The sequence below is a fragment of the Sphingomonas panni genome, assembly GCF_022664435.1.
Classification (GTDB): Bacteria; Pseudomonadota; Alphaproteobacteria; order Sphingomonadales; family Sphingomonadaceae; genus Sphingomonas; species Sphingomonas panni.
Genome location: NZ_JAKREU010000001.1, coordinates 390,843 through 414,202, shown reverse-complemented (window position 1 = coordinate 414,202; position 23,360 = coordinate 390,843). Strand labels below are relative to the sequence as shown.

Here is a 23,360-nt window from a genome sequence, read left to right as displayed (position 1 = left end):
AATGACGACTGACAAGACCGCGATCATCCGCCGCCACCCTCCGAGGTGCGAGGTTCGCCAACAGCAATGTTGCCGGCATTCTGGCTCGCGAGGTCTATACCGGCGTCTATCACGATCGTACTGCCGACGACGATGGGATCACCCCGGACGTGGAAGATGCTATCGCGGTCACCTGTCCCCCGATCATCGCTCGGGATCAGTTCGATCGCGTGGCCGCCATGCGGGCAACGCGCAATCCTAGGCGAATGGCACCGCATGTCGCCGCCGGCACCACGCTACTCACCGGAGTCGCCCGCTGCGGTATGCCCGGCTGTTCAAGCGGCATGACTATCCGCACCGGAAAAGGTGGTCGCTATACCTACTACGTCTGCAATGACCGAGTGAACCGTGGCGGCACCTGTGCCTGTCCAAGCATCTGGCGCGAGAAGCTGGATAGCCTGGTTCTGGATGCGATCGAGGCAAGGTTGCTGGCGCGAGATCGGTTGCGCACATTGCTTGCGGGCGTTCTCGATGTCTCTCAAAATCGGCAGGCGGAACGTGAGGCGGATCTAACCCGAAGCCGCTCTGAGCGGACGCGGTTGAACACCGCGATCAGCAATCTGCTGATCCTGATCGAAGAAGGGACAATGAGCGCGAGAGATCCCGCATTTGTCGAGCGCATGGCGACAAACCGGGCGGCACTGGCGGCTGTATCAAGCCGGATCGATGTGCTGGAAGCGCAACTGGCGAAGGGCAAGCGCAGGATCGACGAGCAAACGATCGACCGCTTCGGCGACATGCTTCGTAAGAAAATGCGAAGCGACGACAGTTCGCTTCGTTCGTCCTACCTCAAGATGTTCGTCACGAACGTCAGCGTGTCGGACCACGAGGTTGTGATCTTGGGCCCTGTGTCGAGCCTGGAAAATGGCGTCTCGGTTGGACTTCCCGTCAAAGAGGGCGCGGTGCCCATCTTTGACCGGGAGTGGTGCCGCTTACAGGACTCGAACCTGTGACCCCCGCATTACGAATGCGATGCTCTACCAACTGAGCTAAAGCGGCACGGGACGGAATGCCGTCCGGAGGCGGGCGCTTACCAGTGGGGGGAGCGGGTGGCAAGCGGAATTGCGTGTCCGGGCATTGCCAGCGGATTTTACCGGACGTTTACCCTGATGGGTCCACAACCCGACCCCATCGGGCAGATCGCCCATGGGGACGGATTATGGACATCGTGCGCGGACCGAACGAGCAGCCGGGCGGGGACGACGATCGCGAAGGGGTCGGCGGTGACGTCATGGTCGTGGGCACCGACGAGCGGCGGATGCATGTCCGTGCCTATAATCACTGGGTGTCGCTGCTCGCCGGGCGGCCATGCCCGCTGATCGATGCGCTGGACCCGGCGGGAATCGCCGATTTCGGGCCGAACAGCGTGCTGCTGGACTTCACCGACGGGCATGACGACGGCGTGATCCGGTTCCTGGGCCATGCCCTGCGCGAGGAAAGCGGAACCGATTCGTCGATCGTCCGCATGAGCCAGGTGCCGCCGCGCTCGCTGCTGTCGCGCCTGACCGACCATTATATGCAGATCATCGCGAATCGCGCGCCGATCGGGTTCGAGGCGGAATTTGTCGGCCATCGCGGCTTTCCGATGCTCTATCGCGGCATCCTGATGCCGTTTTCGTCGGACGGGGATGCGATCGATTATCTCTACGGCGTCATCAACTGGAAGGAAGTGGTCGACACCGCCACCCAGTCGCAGCTGTCCGCCGAACTGGCCGAATCGCGCCGCGCCGCGCCGCGCCGGGCGATGCCGGCGGCAGCATGGGCCGATGGCCCCAGCGCCGCGCTGGCCGAACCGGCGGCGGCACCGTCGCTGACCGAGCGGCTGGTCGAGGTCCGCCGGCAGGTCGAGGCAGCGCGCGGAACCGACGCCGCATCGCCGACGATGCGGGCGGCGCTCGGCAATGCCTATGATTTCCTGCTGGCGACCGAACGCGAGCCCGCGGGCTATGCCGCGATGCTGGTCGGTGCCGGACTGACCGTCGATCCGCGGGCACCCGTCGAGGCGCTGGTACGGCTGGTCTTTGGCGCAGGTCATGACGACCATGCCCGCATGTTGGCCCGCGCGCATCGCGCCGGGGTAGGTGAGGGCGAGCTGGCTGACTGGATCGAGCGGACGGCCGGGCGACCGGCTGCACCGGCACCGGCGGTTATCGTGCCGGTGGCACCGGGCAACGATGCCTATGTCCTGCTGCTGGCGCGGGCGGTCGATGCCGGGTCGGTCGAAATCCTGGGGCGGATCGATGCCGAACCGGCGCAGATCGATGCGGCCCGACACCAGTTGCAGCGGTAACCGCTATCGGAAAGGCTCGTAATATAATTACCGCACTGCGACATTTTGTTCGCAACTGCCACAAGGGTTGAGCCGGCACGCGAGGCGGCGCATAGCCCGCTCCATGACACCGCAAAGCAAGCTCGCCCGCCCCCTGGAAACGCTGCTGGTCGACAGCGCCCTTCCCGGCGAAATCGAAGGTCTGGACGCTGCGGCCCGTGCCGACGCGGCGCAGTTCGTGGCGGCGACCGCCGCGCATCGCTCGCCCGGTACGGTCAGCGTCGCGCTGGAGACGCTGAACCGCGGCGACGCGCGGCGGATGCGGTTGGCGGTCATCAATGACGACATGCCGTTCCTGGTCGATTCGATCGCCGGCACGATCGTCGCCCACGACATCGCGATCGATCGCATCCTGCATCCGGTGATCGCGGTCACGCGCGACGCGGCGGGAACGCTGACCGGGCTTGCCGGCGAAGGTCGCCGCGAATCGATGATCTATATCGAGATGGAGCGGGCCGAGGCGCGCGTCCGTCACGCGCTGGTCGCCGAGATCGAACGCAACCTGGACCATGTCCGCGCCGCCGTCGCCGACTGGCGTGCGATGCAGGCGGCGATGCAGGCCGATGCCGCGCGGCTGACCGCGAATGCCGACACCGCCGAGGATGCCGCGCTGCTCAACTGGTTCGTGGCGGGCAATTTCACCCAGCTGGCGCATGAGAAATGGTCGCGCGACGGCGTGGTCGGCGAGCAGCTGGGCCTGTCGCGCGCCCGGCTGGAGGTGCCGCTGCTGGCCGATGCGTCGCGCCAGCGCGCGATCGAATGGTTCGATGCCGGCAATGTCCAGCCGCTGCTGCTGAAATCCAATTGCATCTCGACCGTCCATCGCCGCGCGCCGATCGACCTGGTGCTGGTGCCGGTGCGCGAGGGCGATGCGGTGACCGGCGTGTCGATCCATGGCGGGCTGTGGACCAGCGCCGCGCTGACTGCCGATCCGGCCGATGTGCCGGTCCTGCGCCGCAACCTGGCCGAGCTGCGTGCGAAGTTCGGTTTCGACCCGTCGGGCCACGCGGGCAAGGCGCTGAACCACGCCATTTCGACGCTGCCTCATGACCTGACGACCGCGTTCAACCCCGAATCGCTGGAGCAGCTGGCGCTGACCGCGATGTCGGTCGCCGACCGTCCGCGCTCGCGGCTGGTGCTGATCCGCTCGGCGCTCGGGCGGCACCTGTTCGCGTTCGTGTGGCTGGGGCGCGACGACGTGACGACGCAGCGCCGCCTGTCGATCGGCGACATGCTGGCGCAGGCCGCCAATGCGTCGATCCTGAACTGGTCGATCGCGATGGAGGACGGCGAGGCGGCGCTGATCCGTTACGTCCTCGACCTGCGGCAGGACGGGCGGATGCCCGATGCCGCCGATCTCGACCGGCGGATCGAACGCATGGTGCGCGGCTGGCGTCCGGCGGTGGAGGGCGCGCTGTCGGAAATGGTGCCGGAGGGGGCGACCCGGATGGCACTGCGCTTCGCCAACGCGTTCCCGAACAATTACCGCAATTCGAACCTGCCGGAGGAAGCCGCGCGCGATATCGTGCGCGTCGCGGCGTTGACCGATGCGACGTCGCGGTCGGTGCGCATCCTGTCGGCACCGGGCGAGCGGATGCGGATCAAGGTGTATCGCCGTGGCGGTGCGCTGCCGCTGTCCGATGCGGTCCCGGTGTTCGAGAATTTCGGCTTCCGCGTGATCGAGGAACTGCCGACCCGGCTGGAGGATGACGAAAAGAGCTTCATCCATGATTTCGAGGTCGAACTGGCGTCGGGCACCGCGCCCAAGTTCGACATTGCCACGGTCGAGCGCGCGATCGAGGCGGTGCTGGAAAACCGGGCCGAAAACGATGCGTTCAATCGCCTGACCGTCGAGGCGGGGATCGCGCCGACGGCCGTCGTGCTGCTGCGCGCGTGGTTCCGCTATCTGCGCCAGACGGGGCTGAGCTACAGCCTTGCCACCGTGGTCGACGCGCTGCGCCGGGCGCCGGGCGTCGCCACCGCACTGATTGAGCGGTTCAACGCCGCGCATGATCCGTCGCGCGGCGACCGGGAGGCGGGCGTGGCCGCCGCCGATGCGGCGATCGAGGCCGGGCTGGACGCCGTGTCGGCGATCGACGACGACCGCATCCTGCGCAGCTATCGCGGGGTCGTGGCGGCGACGCTGCGCACCAATGCCTTTGCACCGGCCGCCAACGAGGCGCTGGCGTTCAAGCTGGATAGCGCCAAGGTGCCGGGCCTGCCCAAGCCGCTGCCGTGGCGTGAGGTGTTCGTCTATTCGCCGCGCGTCGAAGGCATCCATCTGCGCGCCGGGCCGGTCGCACGCGGCGGCCTGCGCTGGTCCGACCGGCGCGACGATTTCCGTACCGAAATCCTCGGGCTGATGAAGGCGCAGCGCGTGAAGAACGCGGTGATCGTGCCGACGGGGGCCAAGGGCGGCTTCTATCCCAAGCAGCTGCCCGCGCCGTCGAACCGCGACGCCTGGATCGCGGAGGGGACGGAGAGCTACCGCATCTTCATCCGTTCGCTGCTGTCGATCACCGACAATATCGTCGATGGCAAGGTCGTCCATCCGCAGGGTGTGACCATCCATGACGGCGAGGACCCCTATTTCGTGGTCGCTGCCGACAAGGGTACGGCGACGTTCAGCGACGTCGCCAACGCGCTGGCGCTGGAGCGCAAATTCTGGCTGGGCGACGCCTTCGCATCCGGCGGCAGCGTCGGCTACGACCACAAGGCGATGGGCATCACCGCCAAGGGCGCGTGGATTTCGGTGCAGCGCCATTTCCTCGAAATGGGCGTCGATGTGCAGACGCAGGCGATCGATGTGGTCGGGTGCGGCGACATGTCGGGTGACGTGTTCGGCAACGGGATGTTGTTGTCGAAGGCGATCCGGCTGAAGGCGGCGTTCGACCATCGCCACATCTTCCTCGACCCGGCACCCGATGCGGCGGCGAGCTGGGCTGAGCGCGACCGGCTGTTCCAGCTGCCGCGCTCCAGCTGGGCCGATTACGACCCGACCCTGATTTCGGAAGGCGGCGGCGTGTTCCCGCGCACCGCCAAGACCATCCCGCTATCCGAACCGGTCCGCGCGATGCTGGGCGTGGTGGAGACGGAGATGGAGCCGACCGCGCTGATCTCCGCGATCCTGCGCGCGCCCGTCGACCTGACCTGGTTCGGCGGCATCGGCACCTATGTGAAGGATCGCAGCGAAAGCCATCTCGACGTCGGCGATCCCGCCAACGACCGTATCCGCGTCGACGCGCAGACCCTGCGCGCAAAGGCGATCGGCGAGGGTGCCAATCTGGGCGTGACGCAGGCCGCGCGTATCGCGTTCAGCGCTGCCGGGGGGCGGATCAACACCGACTTCATCGACAATTCGGCCGGCGTCGATTGTTCGGATAACGAAGTGAACATCAAGATCGCGCTGAACCGCGAGGTGATCGAAGGACGGCTGGCGCAGGACGACCGCAACGCGCTGCTGGCGCGGATGACCGACGATGTCGCGCATCTGGTGCTGGAGGATAACCGCCTCCAGACGCTGGCGCTGTCGGTGATGGAGAATGACGGGCCGGTCGCGGTGCCGAGCTATGTCCGCGTGATCGAGATGCTGGAGGCGGCCGGCAAGCTCGACCGCGTGGTCGAGGGGTTGAGCGCCAACGACGACTATGTCCGTCGCGCGCAGGACGGGCGCGGCCTTACCCGCCCCGAACTGGCGGTGCTGCTGGCGAGCGTGAAGCTGGCGTTGCAGGAAGCGATCGAACACGCGCCCATCGCGACCGACCCGGACATGGCGGGCGACCTGCTCGCCGCCTTCCCGAAGGAAATGCAGGAGAGCCACAAACAGGCGATCCTCGATCACCGGCTGCGCGGCGAGATCGTCGCGACGAAGCTCGCCAACCGCATCGTCAACCGGCTGGGCGTGCTGCACGTCTTCGAACTCGCGGAGGAAGAGGGCGAGGCGCTGGCCGATATCGCGGCGATGTTCGTTGCGGCCGAGCGACTGTTCGATATCGACGCCCTGTACGACCGGATCGAGGGCGCCGATATTTCGGAACGTGCGCGGATCGCGTTGCTCGACGAGGTGGCGGTGGGAGTGCGCTCGCAGATTGCCGACCTGCTGCGTGCCTTCCCGGCCGGGACCACGCCGGCCAACGCCGTCGCGCAGCTGCAAAAGGGGGTGGCGAGCCTTGCCGGGCAGACCAGCTCGCTGCTCCGCGCCGAGGCGGCGCAGCAGCGGGACCGGATCGCCGGCGTGCTGCAGGATGCCGGCGCGCCGCAGGACCTGGCCGGGCAGGTCGTGCGCCTGTTCGAGCTGGACGGCGCGGTCGGCCTCGCCGATCTCGGCCGTCGCCTGAAGCTGGACGAGACGAAGCTGACGCTCGCCTTCACCCATCTCGGCTTCGCGCTGGGGCTGGACTGGGCACAGGCGGTGGCGGCGCGCATCCAGACCGGCGATCCGTGGGAACGGCTGCTGATCGCCGGCTTGGCGCGCGACTTCCAGCAACTGCGCTTCGACTTCCTGAACCGCAATGCCGGCAAGGACCCGCAGGCAGCGGTGGAGAAGTGGCTGGAGGCGAACCGCGACCGCGTGGCGCAGTTCGCCGCACTGGTCCATCGCGCCCGGCAGGCCCCGGTGGCGGGTGCCGCGATGCTGGCGCAGATCGCGGGACAGGCGCGGGTGTTGCTGGCGCGCGGCTAGGCCGGTCGAAACCCGCAATCCCCGCCTGCGCGGGGATTGGCGGGCAGCCGACCGTCGCGGCAATTCCTGGCATCATTGCCCGCCAAGCCGGTGTCTCCGCTCGACCATTTGCCGCGCATAACAGTCGCCGGCCTCTGGTACGCATTGCGGTCTCGCAGGCGCCCCGGTGCCGAACGGCGCTTCCTGGTATCCGTCGGGGGACGCCGAGGCGATCGGTCGGCGACGACTGGTCAGGCGCAAACGGCGCGGTCTGTCCTGCGACCGGTCCAGCCGGCTACCCCGTGTCACGTCGCGCCATGATAGCGTCAAGAACCAATTGTATGACATAGATATCGTGCGTAAAGGTGCCGTGACAACGCTGTCGGCTTTCAGGAACAGCGACACGGCGAATCGGGAGAGGCACGATGGCGGGTTGGCGCAGATGGGCGATGGCGGGGGCCGCATTGGCCATGGTTGCGGGCTCGGTCGCGCATGCGAAGCCGGGCGACGCGCCCGTGCTGGTTCGCAAGGATGGTCGTCACGCGCTGATGGTCGATGGTGCGCCGTTCCTGATGCTCGGCGTGCAGGCCAATAATTCGAGCAATTACCCGGAGATGCTGCCGCAGGTCTGGCCGATGGTCGAGCGGCTGCATGCCAACACGCTGGAAATCCCGGTCGCGTGGGAACAGATCGAACCGGTCGAGGGGCAGTTCGACTTCAGCTATCTCGACGCGCTGTTGCCGCAGGCGCGCCAGCATGGCGTGAAGCTGGTGCTGCTGTGGTTCGGCACATGGAAGAACACCTCGCCCGGCTATGTCCCCGCCTGGGTCAAGACGAACAACGCCCGCTTTCCCCGGATGCGGACCAAGGAAGGCAAGACGCATTACGCGCTGTCGCCACACGGGCAGGCGACGTTCGAGGCGGACAGGAAGGCCTTCGTCGCGCTGATGCGCTACCTGAAGGACCATGACCCCGACCATGTCGTCATCATGGTCCAGCCCGAGAACGAGACCGGCGTGTACCAGCAGGCGCGCGACTATTCGCCCGAGGCCAACCGCCTGTTCGCCGGCGACGTGCCGCCGGAACTGGCGAAGGCGACCGGCAAGCGCGGCAGCTGGACCGCGGTCTATGGCGACAATGCCGAACCGGCGTTCAACGCCTGGTATACCGCGCGCTATATCGACCGGATCGCGGCGGCGGGGAAGGCGGTGTGGAAGCTGCCGATGTACGTCAACGCGGCGGTCGGTGGTCCCTTCGCGCCGCCGGGCAAGTCGGGTGGTGCGAGCGGCGGTCCCGACTGGCAGGTGATCGACGTGTGGAAGGCGGCGGCGCCCAATATCGATGCGGTCGCGCCCGACCTCTATACCCGCAGTGCCAAGGACTATCTGAAGTTCCTCGACCATTATAGCCGACCCGACAACGCGCTGATGGTGCCCGAAACCGGCAACGCTGCCGATTTCGCGCGCTTCCTGTGGCCGACCATCGGGCATGGCGGGATCGGCTGGGCACCGTTCGGCATGGATGCGACCGGCTATTACAACCATCCGCTTGGCGCGGTGACGCTGGACGATGCCACGATCAAGGCGTTCGCCAGCAAATACCGGTTCCTCAAGCCGATGGCACGCGGCTGGGCGACGCTGGCATTCCGGCATCCCGGCTGGGGCACGGCCAAGGGTGCGCCGGAGGAGGAACAGGCCAGGGTCATGGGCCGCTGGCGGGTATCGGCCAAATATGGCGAATGGCAGTTCGGGTCGATGGATTCGCCGTGGCTGAAGGCCGAACCGCCCGCCGCCGCCGCACAGCCGGTCGGCGGGGCCGCCGTGCTGCAACTGGGGCCAGACCAGTTCCTGGTGACCGGCACCGATGTGCGCGTGTCGTTCGACGTCGCCGACAAGGCGAAGGGCGATACCGCGATGCTCATCAAGGTCGAGGAAGGGACGCTCGCCGATGACGGCAGCTTCCGTGCGCGCCGGGTGATGAACGGCGACCAGACCGATTATGGATTGAACTTCACCGCCCAGCCGATGCTGCTGCGCGTGACCATGGGAACGTATCGCTGATGAAGACGCTTCGCTGGACGCTGTTGTCGCTCGCCCTTTCGGCCTCGTTCCCGGCGCTTGCCGCCGATGTGGCGAAGGTGCCGGGCGGGGTGGTCGTCACCCCCGATGCGGGGCCTGCCAAGCGGGTGCGGGTGCTGGTTTACGGTCCCGACCGGTTCCGGGTGACGGCGGTGCCGGATGCGGCGCTCGACACGCCCGACAGCCTGATGGTGACCGCGAAACCGGCGGGTGACTTCACCGTCAGCCAGGCCAAGGGCATGGTGGTGGTGAAGGCGGCAGGCGGTTCGGCCGAGATCGATCTCGACGACGGGCAGGTGCGTTTCCGCGATGCGGCGGGCAAGCTGACGCTGGAAGAAGCGCCGCGTGCCGGCTTCGTGCCGGTCACCGCCGGCGGCGAGAAGTTCGTGGCCGTGCGCCAGCAGTTCAATCGCGGCACCGACGAAGGCTTCTATGGTCTGGGCCAGCACCAGAACCGGCAGATGAACTATAATGGCGAGGACGTCGAACTCGCCCAGCACAATATGGACATCGGCATTCCGTTCGTCGTGTCGACGAAGAATTACGGCGTGCTGTGGGACAATAACGGCATCACCCGCTTCGGCAATCCGCAGGCGTACCGGCTGGTCGGCGACGGCATGAAGGTCATGTCGGGCGGCAAGCCAGGCTGGCAGGCGCAATATTATCTGGGCGACAAGCTGGCCGTCACCCGGACCGAGCGCACGATCAACTATCAGTTCATCAAGGATCAGGCGAACTGGCCGGCGGCGGCCAAGGCGCAGACGGTGGCGGCGACGACGGGCCAGAACACCGCCGGCAATGCGGTGCAGACGCAGAAGGTCGTGTGGACCGGCACCGTCACACCCTCGATCACAGGCGTCCAGAAATTCCGCCTCTATTCGTCGAGCTACGTAAAGGTGTTCGTCGACGGCAAGGAAGTGCTGAACCGCTGGCGGCAGAACTGGAACCCGTGGTTCCACAATTTCGACCTGCCGATGACCACCGGCAAACCGGCCGAGGTGCGGATCGAATGGGAGCCGAATGCCGGCTATATCGCGCTGTTCCAGAACGATCCACTGCCCGAGGCCGACCGCCATTCTTTGTGGTGGTCGTCGGACGTCGCCCATGCGCTCGATTATTATTATGTCGGCGGGCAGAATATGGACGGCGTGATCGCCGGCTATCGCGCGCTGACCGGCAAGGCGGCGCTGATGCCGCGCTGGGCGTACGGCTTCTGGCAGAGCCGCCAGCGCTACAACACCCAGGACGAATTGCTGGGCGTGGTGCGCGAATATCGCAAGCGGCAGCTGCCGATCGACAATATCGTGCAGGACTGGTTCTACTGGCCCGAAGACCAGTGGGGCTGCCACTGCTTCGATCCCAAGCGCTTCCCCAAGCCGCAGCAGATGGTCGACGAAATCCACGCCAGCAACGCGCGGATCATGATTTCGGTGTGGCCGAAATTCTATCCTGGCACGAAGAACGCGCAGGAACTGGCGGCCAAGGGCTATCTCTATCAGGGCAACCTGATCGCCAAGGAACGCGACTGGGTCGGCAAGGGCTATCTGAACACCGATTACGACCCCTACGCCCCCGAAGCGCGCGCGATCTATTTCCGGCAGATGAAGGAGGCGCTGGTCGACAAGGGATTCGACGCGTGGTGGATGGACGCGACCGAGCCGGACATTCATTCGAACCTGTCGATCGAGGAGCGCAAGGACCGGATGGGCCCGACCGCCCAGGGACCGGCGGAAGAATTCTTCAACAGCTATCCGCTGGTCCATGCCGAGGGCGTGGCCGATGGCCTGCGCGCGGCCAAGCCCGATGTGCGACCGTTCATCCTGACCCGCTCGGGCTATGGCGGTATCCAGCGTGCCAGTGCCGCGCTCTGGTCGGGTGACGTTGCGTCGCGCTGGGACGATCTGCGCGACCAGATTTCGGCGGGCGTCAACCTGTCGATGTCGGGCATCCCCAACTGGACCCACGATATCGGCGGCTTCGCGGTTGAGGATCGCTATTCCAAGAAGGACCCGGCGCATCTGGCCGAATGGAAGGAACTGAATCTCCGCTGGTTCCAGTTCGGTGCGTTCAGCCCGCTGTTCCGCAGCCATGGCGAGACGCCGTATCGCGAAATCTACGAACTGGGGGCCAGCGATCCGGCGCTGTATCAGGCGCTCGGCGATTACGACCGGCTACGCTACCGGCTGTTGCCCTATATCCTGTCGCTGGCGGCCGAGAACTGGCATCGCGACGGCACGATGATGCGCGGGATGGTCATGGACTTCGCCGCCGATCGCAAGACCTGGGGCATCGACGACCAATATATGTTCGGATCGGCGTTCCTGGTGGCGCCGGTGACGCAGTTCGGTGCGCGCAGCCGGCAGGTGTACCTGCCCGCCGGGGCCGACTGGTACGACTTCGCGACCGGTGCGTATTGTAAGGGCGGGCGGACGATCACTGCCGCCGCGCCGCTCGCCGTCATGCCGCTCTATGTCCGCGCGGGGTCGATCGTGCCGACCGGTGCGGCGGTGCAGTCGACCGCCGAACAACCCGACGGCCCCTATGTGCTGCACGTCTTCACCGGCAAGGATGGCAGCTACACGTTGTTCGAGGATGACGGCCTGAGCGAAGGCTATCGCAAGGGCCAGTCGGCGCAGATCCCGGTAACGTGGAACGAGGCGACCAAGACGCTGACCATCGGCGCGCGGCAGGGCAGCTTCCCCGGCATGGTCGCCAAGCGGGCGATGTCGGTGCGCTTTCATACGCCGGGGCAGGCGGTCGCGCCGGACTTCGCCGATAACAAGGCGACAGCGTTCGTCTATGACGGGCGGGCGGTGGCCGTGGCGTTGTCGGGGCGGCCGCAGATGAAGTAAGTCCTTTCGTCATTCCCGCGCAGGCGGGAATCCATTGCCGCCGACGATGCGACTCCGTCGAGACGCCAGCGTATATGGATTCCCGCCTGCGCGGGAATGACGAGGACGGTTGGGATACGGGTCATGATCGAAGCACAACGGATCGCCTTCGGCACTCTGGACGGTGCCCCCGCCGAAGCGATCGACCTCACCGCCGGCACCCTCTCCGCCCGCATCCTGCCGCTGGGCGCGACGCTCCAGTCGCTGTGCGTACCCGACCGGGACGGCACGGTGGCCGATATCCTGCTGGGCTTCGACGACGTGCAATCCTATCGCGACCGACCGTCATGGTTCGGGGTGACGGTGGGCCGCTATGCCAACCGCATCGCGAACGGGCGGTTCAGCCTCGACGGGCGGACCTACACCCTCGAAACCAACAACGCGCCCAACCATCTGCACGGCGGATCGGACGGTTTCGACCAGCGGCTGTGGGACGTGGCGGAGGTCGGTCGGGACGCGGACGCGGCATGGGTCCGGCTGACGCTTACCAGTCCGGACGGCGATGCCGGCTATCCCGGCACGCTCCACGCCAGCGCGACCTACACGCTGACGCCGGAGGCACTCACCATCGCCTATGTCGCGACGACCGACGCACCGACGATCGTCAACCTGACCAACCACGCCTTTTTCGACCTGGGCGGGCAGGGGGAGGCGCTGCGCCACCTGCTGACCATTGAAGCGGACGCGTTCCTGGCGGTCGACGCGACGTCGATCCCGACCGGCGAACGGCGCGCGGTGGCGGGGACGCCGTTCGACTTCCGTACGCCCCGTGCCATCGGCGAGCGGGTCCGCGACGGACGCGACGACCAGATCGCGATCGGACGCGGCTATGACCATAATTTCATCCTGCGCGGCGATCCCGGCGTGCTCCGTCCGGCGGCGTTGCTGTCCGATCCCGCATCGGGGCGGGTGATGAAATTGTCGGTGACTGCCCCCGGCCTGCAACTCTATGCCGGCAATTTCCTGAACGGTGCGCAGCCGGGCAAGGGCGGGCGGCTGTACCGGCAGGGCGATGCCGTCTGCCTCGAGCCGCAGGCCTGGCCCGATACGCCCAACCGCGGCGACTTTCCCAGCGCGCGGCTAAACCCCGGACAGCAATGGGAAAGCGTCATGCGCTTCGCCTTTTCGATACGATAACGCTGTCGGCTGCACTGCCGCAACATAGTTGCGCGGCGCACAACGCGCCTTGACGAAATCGGTTGCGTTTGCGAACGACCCCTCATGAAGCACCCCCTTCTCCTCGCCGCGGCTGCCGCGGCCTTCGCCCTTTCGGCCTGCGGTCAGCAGGAGCCGGAACAGCTCGACACCCGCGCGCCCGATCCGCTGGCATCGCAGCTCGCCAACCGCGCCCCCGTGGAACTGCCCCCGCCCGTCAAGGCGAGCGTGACGTTCCGCTGCAAGGACAACAGCCTCGTCTATGTCGACTTCTTCGAAGGCGACACCCAGGCGAATTTCCGCGCGAAGCAGGGTGAAATGCCCGTCCGCCTGAAGGCCGAGGAGAAGGGCAAGCCCCTGACCGGCGAAGGCGGCTACAGCCTGACCGGCAGCCCCAAGTCGATCACCCTGACCCAGCCGGGCAAGGGTGCGCAGACCTGCAACGCGTGATCCCGATTACCGGTGGCGGCGCCCTTCCGCGCCGTCATCGTTCGACGTGACTGACGGCCGGCGGAGCGATCCGCCGGCCGTTTCTTTTTGGGGAAGGGCGGCACCTACGCCACCCCGACTTGCCACCAGCGTCGCCCCCGCCGGCCACAAGCGTCGCCCCAGCGCAGGCTGGGGTCTCATGCGGCTCCTGTCCCGCACTATCACGGGGAGACCCCAGCCTGCGCTGGGGTGACGCTAGCGGCTGGCAGGACGTGCGTGCCGGAACCCCTCAATACTTCACCCGCGTCGCGCGCAGCTTGTAGCGCTTCAGCGCGTCCTGCACGCTGCCGCTGCCCGCCAGATGGCCGGCGCCGACCGCGACGAACACCGTGCCCGGCCGCTTCATCCGTTCCTCGATCCACTTGGCCCAGCGGGCGTTGCGGTCGGTCAGCAGCACGCGCTTGAGTTCGGGGGAGACGGTCATCTCCTCGTTCATCGTCGCGGCCAGCGCGTCGGGGTCGCCACGCCGCCACTGGTCTACCATCTTGTCGATCGACTGGCCGGCGGTCGGCAGTTCCTTGATCGTCTCGGTCAGGAAGGTGACCTGCGCCGCGTCCGACAGCGAGTCGAAGAATCCGAACTGCTGGTCGAGCGTCTCCAGCCCGGTGAGCGGCTTGCCCGCTGCCTTGGCCGCCTGCGAAATCGCCTGTTCCGCGCCGCTCGCCGGGTCGTATCCCTGCTTCTGCAGCGTCAGCAGGGTCAGCGTCGATGCCGCGAACCAGGGGTCGAGCTGTTCCAGCGCGCCGGCCGGCAGCCCGGCATCGGCCACCGCCTTGGCATAAGCGGGGCGCTCGGCGGCGGGCAGCTTTTCGCTGAGCTTCGGCCCGGTCACGTTGACCGCCGACTTCATCACCGCCGCCTGCGCCTGTTCCGGCGTCGGCATCGGAATTTCCAGCACGACCTCGCCCGACTTGTCGAACGCGGTCTTCACCGCTTCGTCGAACCATGACAGGCCCGGCTTCAGCACATGGATCGTCCCGAACAGATAGATGGTCGTGTCCTTGTCCTTGACCACCCACAGCGCCGGATCGGCCTCGCCCGCCGGCAGTTCGGCCGGGGCCGCCGCCGGCTTCGGTGCGGTCTGTGCCCAGGCGGGGGCTGCGGTCATCAACGTGAATGCGGCGGCATAGCGCAGCAGGATCGAGGCCATCATCGTCTCCATAATGCCGGCGCGGCCGGCAATCGCCCCGTCATAGCAGCGCCCCCGGTCGCACGACAGCCAATTTGCCGTTGATCGATAACCCCGGAACGTCCGCGCATCGCGCTTCGTTAGGGCGATCCACCCTCCCTGTTCTCCAGGGTCTTGCCGGGAATTCCGCCATGCCGAACGCTACCGCCCCCGATGCTTCCGACCGGGGGGAGGTGCGGATCGCGATCGGCCCGCTTGCCGCCGCACTGGCGGACGACGTGAAGGCCGGTTCGCTGCTGTTCATCGCGTCGGACGAGGTGCGCGCCGCGGCGCTGGCCGAGGTGCTGGGAGCGTTCGCGCCGCAGGTGACTGTCGTACATCTGCCCGCCAGCGACGCCTTGCCCGGTGACGATGCCCCGGCCTCGCCCGGTAATGCCGGTGCGCGGGTCGCGGCGCTCCGCCGGCTGCGCATCGCCGCTGGCGACGGACAGTCCATCGCCTGCATCACCACGCCCGAGGCGACGGCGCTGCGCATCGCCGCGCCCGCCGATTTCGACGCCGCCCCGCCGGTGTTGCGCGTCGGCGATGCCATCGACCTGATCGCGCTCGCCGAACGTGCCGAGGGGCTGGGCTATATCCGCGACGACCGGGTCGACGAACCGGGCGAGGTCGCGGTGCGCGGCAGCGTGGTCGATATCTTTCCGGCCGATGCCGAATGCCCGATCCGCGTGACGGTCGAGGACGACCATATCGCATCGATCCGCAGCTATGACCCGGTAACCCAGCGCGGCGACGCCGACCTGCCCGAAGTGACGATCGGTCGAGCGGCGGAACCGGCCGTGGGGAAGGGGGCGACGCTGCTCGATCACCTGCCCGACGCGGCAGTCGCGATGGACGGCGACGTCGCCGGACGCCGCGACCGCTTCCTCGATCTGGCGCAGGACGCCACCCGCCGCCGCCGTCGCGACGCCGCTGCGCTGGTCGATGCGGCAAGCTGGGACGCATCGTTGGCCAAGCGACGGCGGATCGCCTTGCCCGACACTGCCGCCGAACCGCCGCGCTTCGTCACCGGCCGTGCGCCGGCGCGCGCCTTCGGCAAATTCGCGCGGGAGGTGCTGGAGCAGGCGCGACTGGTGCTGGCCGGCAGTCCGCGCGACCTGCGGTTCCTGCGCAAGAAGCTGGCGAAGCTCGCACGGACCGAACCCGTCACGATCGGTTCGTGGGATGAAGCGGTCCGCGCCGAACCCGGCACCGCGATGCTGCTGGTCGCGCCGCTCGACCGGGGGTTCGTGCGCGACGGTGTGACCGTGGTGACCGGTGGCGATCTGTTGGGCGGGCGGGCGCGGGGCGACGAGCTGGCCGCGTCCGGCGCGAACCCGTTGTTCGCGGAGGCAGGCGAACTGCGTATCGGCGACGTGGTCGTGCATGAGGATTTCGGCATCGGCTGCATCGCCGGGCTGGAATCGCTGCCGGGCGAAGCGACGGGCGACGCCATCGTGCTGACCTATGCCAAGGGCGCGCGGCGGCTGGTGCCGGTGATGGAGGCCGACCGGATCTGGCGCTACGGTGCGGACGGCGATGCCGTGACGCTGGATGCGCTGGACGGGGCGAGCTGGCAGAAGCGGCGCGGCGCGATCGATACCGCCATTGCCGACAGCGCACGCGAACTGGCCGCGATCGCCGCCGAACGCGACAAGCTGCGCGTGGCACCGATCGAGGTCGATATCGCCGCCTATGAACGCTTTGCCGCCGGCTTCCCCTTCACCGAAACACCCGATCAGGCCCGCGCCATCGCCGCCGCGCGCGCCGACCTTGCCGCCGGCAAGCCCATGGATCGGCTGGTGATCGGCGATGTCGGTTATGGCAAGACCGAGGTCGCGCTGCGCGCCGCTGCCATCGCCGCGCTGTCGGGGCGGCAGGTCGCGATCGCCGCACCGACGACGGTGCTGGTCCGCCAGCATGTCGAAACCTTTTGCCGCCGGTTTGAAGGCACGGGGATCGAGGTCGCCGGCCTCTCCCGCCTGTCCGATGCGGCGGAAAAGAAGCGGGTGAAGGCGGGCCTTGCCGATGGATCGATCGGCATCGTGATCGGGACGCAGGCGGTGGCGGGCAAGGGCGTCGCCTATCACGACCTCGCGCTGGTCGTGATCGACGAGGAACAGCGGTTCGGCGCGAAGGACAAGGCGAAGCTGCGCGAACTGGCCGATCATGTCATGACTCTGTCGGCGACGCCGATCCCGCGCACGCTGCAGAGCGCGCTGATCGGGTTGCAGCAATTGTCGGTCCTGGCCACCCCGCCGGCGCGGCGTCAGCCGATCCGTACCGCCGTGACGGATTTCGACGAGGTGACGGTGCGCACCGCGCTGCTGCGCGAACGCATGCGCGGCGGGCAGAGCTTCGTCGTCGTCCCCCGGATCGAGGACATCGCGCCGCTGGAGGAACGGCTGCGCAAGCTCGCCCCCGAACTGACCTTGGTCGTCGCGCATGGCAAGATGCCGGCGGCGGAGATCGATGCGGCGATGGTCGGCTTTGCCGAGGGCGAGGGCGACGTGCTGCTCGCGACCAACATCATCGAGGCCGGGCTGGACGTGCCGCGCGCCAATACGATGATCGTCCACCATGCCGACCGGTTCGGCCTGTCGCAGCTGCACCAGTTGCGCGGCCGCGTCGGGCGTGGCGGGCGGCGCGGGCAGGTGCTGCTGCTGACCGATCCCGACCAGTCGATCGCCGAGGCGACGCTGAAGCGGCTGCGCACGTTGCAGGCGTTCGACCGGCTGGGCGCCGGCTTCGCGATCAGTGCCCGCGACCTCGACCTGCGCGGGGCAGGCGACTTGGTAGGGGAAGCGCAGGCCGGTCATATGAAGCTGATCGGCATCGACCTGTACCAATATCTGCTCGGTCGTGCGCTGCGGGCCGAACGGGGCGAGGTCGTCGACCGGGTCGCACCCGAACTCCATGTCGGCATTGCCGGCTGCCTGCCGGAAAGCTGGATTCCCGAGGTCGAGGTGCGCCTGACGCTCTATGGGCGGCTGGCGCGGATCGAAGAAGAGGGCGCGCTCGACGCGTTCGAGGAGGAGCTGGAGGACCGGTTCGGCGCACTGCCCGACGAGGCCCGGCTGTTGATCGAACTGGCGCGGGTCCGGTTGCTGGCGCGCGGCGCCGGCGTGGCGAAGGTCGATGCCGGCCCCGCCGCCATCGCGCTCACCCCACAGCATCGCGGGCGCACCCCGAAGGGTCTGACCGAAAAGAACGGCCGCTGGATCATGCCCGCGCGGATCAATGATCCCGAAGAACGCCTTGCGAAGGTCGGTGAGGTACTGGAGGCGGTGGCCGCGTAACTTCGCTGGCATTGCCGTCGATCCTGTCCGATGATGCGCGCATGACGAAGGCGATCTTCATCACCGGCGGCGGGTCCGGTATCGGGCGCGCGGTGGCGCGGATGTTTGCGGCGCGCGGCTGGCGGATCGGTCTGGCCGACGTGAATGCTGCCGGGCTGGCGGAGACGGCTGCGCTGCTGCCGGATGGGGCGGCGACCTTCGTATTCGACGTCACCAATCGCGCGGCATGGGACGCCCCGCTGGCGGCGTTTGCGCAGGGCGGCGGGATCGACGTGCTGTTCAACAATGCCGGTATCGCGTCCGGCGGCGTCTTTGCCGAGATGACGGCGGACGCGGTCGAGCGGACCATCGCGGTCAACCTGACCGGCGTGATCCATGGCGCACACGCCGCGCACGGATATCTGAAAGCGAATGGCGGCTGCCTGCTCAACACCGCATCGGCGGCCGGCATCTATGGCACGGCGGGCGCGGCAGTCTATTCCGCGACCAAGTTCGGGGTGCGCGGCTTGACCGAGGCGCTCGACGGGGAATGGGCGGCGGACGGCATTCGCGTACGGTCGCTGATGCCCGGGTTCATCGATACCCCGCTGCTCGACGCGTCGCTGGCCGGCAGCAATTACAATGTCCGCCAGCAGGTTCGCGCCGCCGGCCTCGAGTTCACACCCGTGGAGGTGGTGGCGCAGGCGGCGTGGGATGCGGTGCACGGCGATGCGATCCACACCCCCGTCGGCCCCACCGCCAAGCGGATGCGCTTCGCCGCGCGGTGGATGCCGGGCAAGCTGCGCCAGCAGATGCGGCGGCGATAGGGACCGCACGATCGTCATCCCCGCGCAGGCGGGGATCCATAGCCGCTGACGGTTGCGCCTCTATCGTGACGCTGGCGTCTATGGATTCCCGCCTGCGCGGGAATGACGAAACGCCCCTATTCGACCAGCGCGTCGATCGCCTGCGCCATGTCGATATCGCGGTCCGACAGCCCGCCCGCGTCGTGCGTGGTGAGCAATATGTCGACCCGGTTGTAGACGTTCGACCATTCGGGGTGATGGTCGGCCTTTTCCGCCAACAGCGCCACCTGCGTCATGAACGCGAAGGCCTGGCTGAAATTGTCGAAGGTGAAGCTGCGCACGATCGCGTCGCGGCTCGCGTCATGGTCCCAGTCGGGCAGGCCGTCCAGCGCGTCGGCGCGCTCTGCCTGGCTCAGCGGTTCCATTCATGCCCTCCCTTGTCTCCTGGTGGCGATGGCCTATTGCTTGGCCCATGTCCGATCAAGCGCGAACCGCTCCGAGTGCCGAAGAGATCGAAGCGCTGGCGCGTGCCGCGCTGGCGCGCATCCCGGACCCCTTCGCCGGCCACCTGTCCGACATCGTGCTGCTGGTCGAGGAATTTGCCGACGACGAAACCCTCGCGGCGATGGCAATGGAGCCGTATGAGCTGACCGGTCTCTATCATGGCAGTCCCGTGGGCGAGAAATCGGCGTTCGACGGAGTGCGCCTGCCCGATCGCATCCACCTGTACCGGCAACCATTGCTGGCCGAATGGTGCGAGACCGGGGTCGATCTGCGCGACCTGATCGCCCATGTCGTGGTGCATGAGGTCGGCCATCATTTCGGCCTGTCCGACGACGATATGCACGCGCTGGAAGACGCTGTTTGACGCTGTCGTTCGCGCAGGTGACGGGCGTGCGCGGGGGGCGGGTGCTGTTCCGCGACCTGTCGTTCGCGCTTGCGCCCGCCGAGGCGCTGTGGGTGCAGGGGCCGAACGGGGTCGGTAAATCGACGCTGGTACGGATCGCCGCCGGCCTGTTGCCGCCGGCGGACGGGAGTGTCACGCGCGACAGTGCGGTCGCGCTGCTGGCCGAGGCGGCGGCGCTGGATGCAGCGATGCAGCTGGGCGCGGCGTTGGGTTTCTGGGCGGGCCTCGACGGCGGCCGTGATCGGCTTGACGCGGCGATGGAGGCGATGGCGATCCGGTCGCTGGCCGATGTGCCGGTGCGGATGCTGTCGACGGGGCAGAAGCGCCGCGCCGCCATCGCGCGCGTCATCGCCAGCAATGCGCCGATCTGGCTGCTCGACGAACCGGCCAACGGGCTGGACGCCGCCTCGCTCGACCTGCTGGAGGCGGCGATCGCGCGGCACCGCGCTGGCGGTGGTGCGGTGCTTGTCGCCAGCCATGTCGCGGTCGCACTGCCCGATGCACAGGTCGTGACGCTGTGATCGCGCTCGTCGCCCGCGAATTGCGGATCGCGTGGAGCGGCGGCGGGCTGCTGCTGCCGATTGCTTTCTTCCTGCTCGTCGCGACGCTGTTTCCCTTCGCCATCGGGCCGGATGCGGCGCTGCTGGCGCGGATCGGCGGCGGGGTGGCATGGGCCGCGGCGCTGCTGGCGGCGCTGTTGCCACTCGACCGGCTCGTTGCGCCGGACATGGAGGCCGGGGTGGTCGATCAACTGGTGCTGCGCGGCTGGGCCGAGGCAAGCATCGCCGCCGCCAAGACCATCGGCCACTGGCTGGGCTTCGCGCCTGCCGTGATGATCGCGGCGACGCTGTCGGCGGCGCTGCTGGGAATGGATGGACCGACCTTGCTCGCGCTGGAGCTGGGGCTGCTGCTCGGCACGCCGGGTCTGGCGGCGCTGGGCGTGGCGACGGCGGCGCTGACGGCGGGCCTGCGCGGCGGCGGGGCCGTGGGGGGCCTCGTGATGCTGCCACTGGCCCTGCCGCTGGTGATCTTCGGTGCGGGCGGCTTGGAGGGCGGCGCGGGGGCGATCAAGCTGCTGGCGGCGACCAGCCTGCTACTATGCGTCGGCGGGCCGGTGGTGGCGGGCATGGCGATGCGGATCGGCCGGACCTGAAGCTCCTCCCCGGCACGGGGAGGGGGACCGTCGCCGAAGGCGATGGTGGAGGGGATTCGCCTCGCAACGCAACCGTGCCGCATGTGGACAGCCCCCTCCACCATCCTGCGGATGGTCCCCCTCCCCGTTTCGGGGAGGAGCTTCAGGTGTTACGCCACCGCGCGAAAATCGCCGTCGGCAGCGTCAGCCCGCGCGTTTCCTCGCGCACGCCCAGTTCGCCGCACTCGACCGTACCGCCCAGGTCGCCCAGCGACTGGCGCAGCAATTCCCCGATCGCCAGCGCCGACATGCGCACGGCATAGACCGTCAGGAACAGGAAGCGCGAGTTCGCGTCGAGCAACTGCCGGCAATCGGCGATCAGGCCGGGGAGATGCTCCTCCAGCTTCCACACCTCTCCATTGGGGCCGCGCCCCCATTTCGGTGGATCGAGGATGATACCGTCATAGCGCCGCCCGCGCCGCACCTCGCGCGCGACGAACTTGGCGGCATCCTCGACCAGCCAGCGCACCGGCTTGTCGGTCATGTCGGACAGGGCGGCATTGCCGCGGGCCTGTTCGACCGACTTTTTCGACGCATCGACATGGACGACTCGCGCCCCCGCCGCCGCCAGCGCCAGCGAACCGACGCCGGTATAGCCGAACAGGTTCAGGCATTCGGGGTCGCCCGCCCCGTCGATCCGCCCCCGCATCCAGTCCCACACCGGGGCCATGTCGGGAAAGAAGCCCAGATGCCGGAACGGCGTGTTGCTCGCCGAAAACCGCACCTCGCGCCACGTCAGCGGCCAGTCGCGCGGCGGCTGTTTGAAGAACTGCCAGCGCCCGCCGCCATCCTCGTCCGACCCCGGCACGAACTCGCCATGCGCGTCCCAGTCGGCCAGCGTCGGCGCCCACATCGCCTGCGGCTCCGGCCGGATGAAGCGATAGGGACCGTAGCGCTCCAGCTTGCGACCATGGCCGCAGTCGATCAGCCCGTAATCGCTCCATGGCTCGCCGATAAGTGCGATCGGGTCCATTATGCGCGCGGCGTCGCCCGTTCGGCGATCCAGGCCGTCACCGCATCGAAGGTGGCGGGCAGGGTGACATAGCGTTCCTCGCGCTCGAACAGGTCGCCGACGCGCGGCGGGAGCGTGGCGCGGGTGCCGATGGCGCGTTCGACCGCGTCGGGGAACTTGGCCGGGTGCGCCGTCGCCAGCGTCACCATCGGCGCGTCGATCCCGCTGTCGAGCGCGGCGGCAAGGGCAATGGCGGTATGCGGGTCGATCGTCTGGGCGGCGTTGTCGCACGCCCAGCGCATCGCCTGCGCCATGCGGTCGGCATCGACCCGCGCGCTTTCGAACAAGGCCGCCGCGCCCTGTTGCTGCGCATTGGTCAGCCGCATCGCCCGCGTGCCCTCGAACCCGCGCATCTGATCGCCCAGAGCCAGCCCGTCGCGCCCGCCCAGATCATGCAGCAGGCGTTCGAAGTTCGAGCTGACCTGGATATCCATCGACGGCGTCGCGGTCGGCGTCACCGTCGCGCTCGAATAATCACCGTTCGACAGCGCGCGGTGGAGGATGTCGTTGACGTTGGTCGCGACGATCAGCTTCGCGATCGGCAGCCCCATCTGCGCCGCGACATAGCCGGCGAACACATCGCCAAAATTGCCGGTCGGCACCGAAAAGGCGATCGCCTTGTCCGGTCCGCCCAGCCGCACGGCGGCGTAGAAATAATAGACCACCTGCGCCATCAACCGCGCCCAGTTGATCGAATTGACCGCCGACAGCCGGAACCGACCCGAGAAACCGGGGTCGTTGAACATCGCCTTGACCAGCGCCTGCGCGGTGTCGAAATCGCCTTCGATCGCGATATTGTGGACGTTGGGGGCCAGCACGGTCGTCATCTGCCGCCGCTGTACGTCGGACACGCGGCCCGCCGGATGCAGCATGAAGATGTCGATATTTTCGCGCCCCGCCACCGCGTCGATCGCCGCAGAGCCAGTGTCGCCGCTGGTCGCGCCGACGATGGTCAGCCGCTGGGAAGTGCCGGTCAGGAACCTCTCGAACAACAGCCCCAGCAGCTGCAGCGCGACGTCCTTGAACGCCAGCGTCGGGCCGTGGAACAGCTCCAGCAGCCATTGGTCATGGTCCAGCTGGACCAGCGGGGTGACGCCCACGTGGCTGAACCGGCCATAGGCGGTTTCGCACAGCGAGCGCAGTTCGGCTTCGCTCAGCGAGTCGCCGACGAAGGGCAGCATCACGCGCACCGCCGTTTCGGCATAGCTCAGGCCCGCCAGCCCGGCGATCTCGTCGCGGGTCAGCGTCGGCCACTGCGTCGGGACATACAGCCCGCCATCGCGCGCCAATCCGGCCAGCGTCGCGCCGGCGAAGTCGAGTTCGGGCGCATCGCCCCTGGTGCTGACATACCGCATG

At 67.9% G+C, this 23,360-nt stretch carries 16 protein-coding genes, 1 tRNA gene and 1 pseudogene; 13 read left to right on the top strand and 5 right to left on the bottom strand.

The annotated features are described in order from the left end of the window. Positions 1-8 precede the first annotated feature (8 nt). Together MF609_RS20030 and MF609_RS02080 are read left to right on the top strand one after the other, a co-directional pair. Positions 9-221 (top strand): annotated as a pseudogene (locus tag MF609_RS20030) (recombinase family protein); the annotation flags it as partial. 24 nt (positions 222-245) lie between these two features. Beyond that, entirely contained in the window at positions 246-992 is a 747-nt protein-coding gene (locus MF609_RS02080) for a recombinase zinc ribbon domain-containing protein (protein WP_242414665.1), read from the top strand. Here MF609_RS02080 and MF609_RS02075 read toward each other — a convergent pair. Further along, positions 963-1,038, bottom strand: a tRNA-Thr gene (locus tag MF609_RS02075). The two genes, MF609_RS02080 and MF609_RS02075, sit on opposite strands and share 30 nt — an antisense overlap. A 160-nt stretch (positions 1,039-1,198) precedes the next feature. Between MF609_RS02075 and MF609_RS02070 the strand changes: the two genes are divergently transcribed. The 6 genes from MF609_RS02070 (at position 1,199) to MF609_RS02045 (ending at position 13,602) form a co-directional block, all read left to right on the top strand. Next, positions 1,199-2,329 carry a PAS domain-containing protein gene (locus MF609_RS02070; RefSeq protein WP_242414664.1) on the top strand — a complete coding sequence of 377 codons (1,131 nt, stop codon included), beginning with the start codon at positions 1,199-1,201 and terminating at the stop codon, positions 2,327-2,329. Between the two features lie 103 nt (positions 2,330-2,432). After that, positions 2,433-7,049, top strand: coding sequence for an NAD-glutamate dehydrogenase (locus tag MF609_RS02065; protein WP_242414663.1), 4,617 nt, complete (start codon positions 2,433-2,435; stop codon positions 7,047-7,049). 449 nt (positions 7,050-7,498) lie between these two features. Continuing rightward, positions 7,499-9,088, top strand: coding sequence for a DUF5597 domain-containing protein (locus MF609_RS02060; RefSeq protein ID WP_242414662.1), 1,590 nt, complete (start codon positions 7,499-7,501; stop codon positions 9,086-9,088). After that, the gene (locus MF609_RS02055) at positions 9,088-11,958 is read left to right on the top strand and encodes a glycoside hydrolase family 31 protein (RefSeq protein WP_242414661.1); all 2,871 of its coding nucleotides are present in this window, start codon (positions 9,088-9,090) and stop codon (positions 11,956-11,958) included. The genes MF609_RS02060 and MF609_RS02055 overlap by 1 nt, the downstream gene beginning before the upstream one ends. Before the next feature lie 123 nt (positions 11,959-12,081). After that, the gene (locus tag MF609_RS02050) at positions 12,082-13,134 is read left to right on the top strand and encodes an aldose epimerase family protein (RefSeq protein ID WP_242414660.1); all 1,053 of its coding nucleotides are present in this window, start codon (positions 12,082-12,084) and stop codon (positions 13,132-13,134) included. Positions 13,135-13,218: 84 nt separating this feature from the next. Beyond that, positions 13,219-13,602, top strand: a complete 384-nt coding sequence (locus MF609_RS02045) for a hypothetical protein (protein WP_242414659.1) — start codon at positions 13,219-13,221, stop codon at positions 13,600-13,602. 268 nt (positions 13,603-13,870) lie between these two features. On the opposite strand, the gene MF609_RS02040 is transcribed toward MF609_RS02045, so the two are convergent. After that, complete coding sequence (locus MF609_RS02040) at positions 13,871-14,791, bottom strand: TraB/GumN family protein (RefSeq protein WP_242414658.1); 921 nt, start codon at positions 14,789-14,791, stop codon at positions 13,871-13,873. A 170-nt stretch (positions 14,792-14,961) separates the two neighbouring features. On the opposite strand from MF609_RS02040, the gene MF609_RS02035 reads away from it, so the two are divergent. Together MF609_RS02035 and MF609_RS02030 are read left to right on the top strand one after the other, a co-directional pair. Next, positions 14,962-18,108 carry a helicase-related protein gene (locus tag MF609_RS02035; RefSeq protein WP_242414657.1) on the top strand — a complete coding sequence of 1,049 codons (3,147 nt, stop codon included), beginning with the start codon at positions 14,962-14,964 and terminating at the stop codon, positions 18,106-18,108. 41 nt (positions 18,109-18,149) lie between these two features. Next, the gene (locus MF609_RS02030) at positions 18,150-18,914 is read left to right on the top strand and encodes an SDR family oxidoreductase (protein ID WP_242414656.1); all 765 of its coding nucleotides are present in this window, start codon (positions 18,150-18,152) and stop codon (positions 18,912-18,914) included. A 116-nt stretch (positions 18,915-19,030) separates the two neighbouring features. Here MF609_RS02030 and MF609_RS02025 read toward each other — a convergent pair whose 3' ends face one another. Further along, the gene (locus MF609_RS02025; RefSeq protein ID WP_055762614.1) at positions 19,031-19,318 is read right to left on the bottom strand and encodes a 4a-hydroxytetrahydrobiopterin dehydratase; all 288 of its coding nucleotides are present in this window, start codon (positions 19,316-19,318) and stop codon (positions 19,031-19,033) included. Between the two features lie 47 nt (positions 19,319-19,365). Between MF609_RS02025 and MF609_RS02020 the strand changes: the two genes are divergently transcribed. The 3 genes from MF609_RS02020 to MF609_RS02010 are packed head-to-tail and all read left to right on the top strand — an operon-like array spanning position 19,366 to position 20,953. Further along, the gene (locus tag MF609_RS02020; RefSeq protein ID WP_242414655.1) at positions 19,366-19,761 is read left to right on the top strand and encodes a metallopeptidase family protein; all 396 of its coding nucleotides are present in this window, start codon (positions 19,366-19,368) and stop codon (positions 19,759-19,761) included. Next, positions 19,758-20,321 carry a heme ABC exporter ATP-binding protein CcmA gene (gene ccmA, locus MF609_RS02015; RefSeq protein WP_242414654.1) on the top strand — a complete coding sequence of 188 codons (564 nt, stop codon included), beginning with the start codon at positions 19,758-19,760 and terminating at the stop codon, positions 20,319-20,321. Before MF609_RS02020 ends, ccmA begins: the two co-directional genes overlap by 4 nt. Continuing rightward, on the top strand, positions 20,318-20,953 hold the full coding sequence (locus MF609_RS02010; RefSeq protein WP_242414653.1) for a heme exporter protein CcmB: 636 nt from the start codon (positions 20,318-20,320) through the stop codon (positions 20,951-20,953). The genes ccmA and MF609_RS02010 overlap by 4 nt, the downstream gene beginning before the upstream one ends. Before the next feature lie 142 nt (positions 20,954-21,095). Here the strand turns inward: MF609_RS02010 and MF609_RS02005 are convergent, their stop codons facing one another. Both MF609_RS02005 and thrC read right to left on the bottom strand, forming a co-directional pair. Next, positions 21,096-21,965: a class I SAM-dependent methyltransferase gene (locus tag MF609_RS02005; RefSeq protein WP_242414652.1), complete on the bottom strand. Its 870-nt coding sequence runs from the start codon at positions 21,963-21,965 to the stop codon at positions 21,096-21,098. Beyond that, entirely contained in the window at positions 21,965-23,359 is a 1,395-nt protein-coding gene (gene thrC / locus MF609_RS02000; RefSeq protein ID WP_242414651.1) for a threonine synthase, read from the bottom strand. The genes MF609_RS02005 and thrC overlap by 1 nt, the downstream gene beginning before the upstream one ends. Between the last annotated feature and the right edge of the window lies 1 nt (position 23,360).